General features: G+C 71.5%; 1 protein-coding gene. It reads right to left on the minus strand.

Features of this window, described 5'->3' with window-relative positions; translation table 11 throughout:
• Positions 1 to 195: 195 nt before the first annotated feature.
• Complete coding sequence (gene thiD / locus GPA_RS09565; protein WP_015539740.1) at positions 196 to 978, minus strand: bifunctional hydroxymethylpyrimidine kinase/phosphomethylpyrimidine kinase; 783 nt, start codon at positions 976 to 978, stop codon at positions 196 to 198.
• Positions 979 to 1,064 lie beyond the last annotated feature (86 nt).

Below are 1,064 nucleotides of genomic sequence, written 5' to 3' on the forward strand. Positions count from 1 at the left end.
CGGCGGGGCGCCGGCGCGAGCTGGGCACCCTCGAGACAGGCAAGCTGGCCGATATCGCCGTGCTCGACCGCAACCTGCTGGCTTGCGATCCGGAGGATATCCAGAAGACGAAGGTGCTGGCCACGTTCATGGGCGGCCGCTGCGTGTTCGAGCGGTAGGTTCGGGGGAAGGGGACGTTGCCCCCGTCTCCTCGCCTCATTCCCACATATGATCGAGCGGGCCGCTGCCCTTCCCCAGGTCGAGGCCCGAGGCGAGGGCGCCGTGCACGTAGGCCTTAGCGGCGCGCACCGCTTCCTCCATCGGAAGGCCCTTCGCGAGGCCGCAGGCGATGGCCGACGAGAGCGTGCAGCCGGTGCCGTGGGTGTTCTCGGTTTCGATGCGCTCCGCTCGCAACCAGAGCGCCGGTGCGTCCGCATGCGCCACGAGCACGTCGTCGGCGCGCGCGAAGCTGTGACCGCCCTTCACGAGCGCGGCGCCCCGCACCCGCCCGGCCAGCTCGCGGGCGGCACGTTCCATGGACGCGTCATCGTCCACCGCGAACCTGCACAGCACCTCCGCCTCCGGCATGTTCGGCGTGACCACGTCCGCGAGGGGCAGCAGGCGCGCCCTCAGGGCCTCGACGGCGTCCTCGCTGATGAGGCGCGCGCCGCTCGTGGCCACCATGACGGGGTCGACCACGATGTTGGCCGCCCCGTGGCGCTCGAGCGCGTCGGCGACGGCCTCGATGATGGCGGCCGACGACACCATGCCCACCTTCACGGCGGCGGGGCGGATGTCCTCGAACACGGCGTCGATCTGCTGGGATACGAAGGCCGGGTCGACGTCGAGCACGTCGGTCACGCCGAGGGTGTTCTGCGCCGTGAGCGCCGTGACGGCCGTCTCGGCGAACAGGCGATGCGCGGCGATGGTCTTGATGTCGGCTTGGATGCCCGCGCCGCCGCTGGAATCCGACCCCGCGATGCTGAGCACTGCTTCCATGTCGTTGTCCTTTCCTCGGGCGACGGCGCGGTTACGCGCCGAGCGCCGCCTGCACCGCCGCGCGCAAGCGGCGCGCGGCGGCTTCG

Origin of the sequence: Gordonibacter pamelaeae 7-10-1-b, from assembly GCF_000210055.1 — a bacterium.
GTDB lineage: Bacteria > Actinomycetota > Coriobacteriia > Coriobacteriales > Eggerthellaceae > Gordonibacter > Gordonibacter pamelaeae.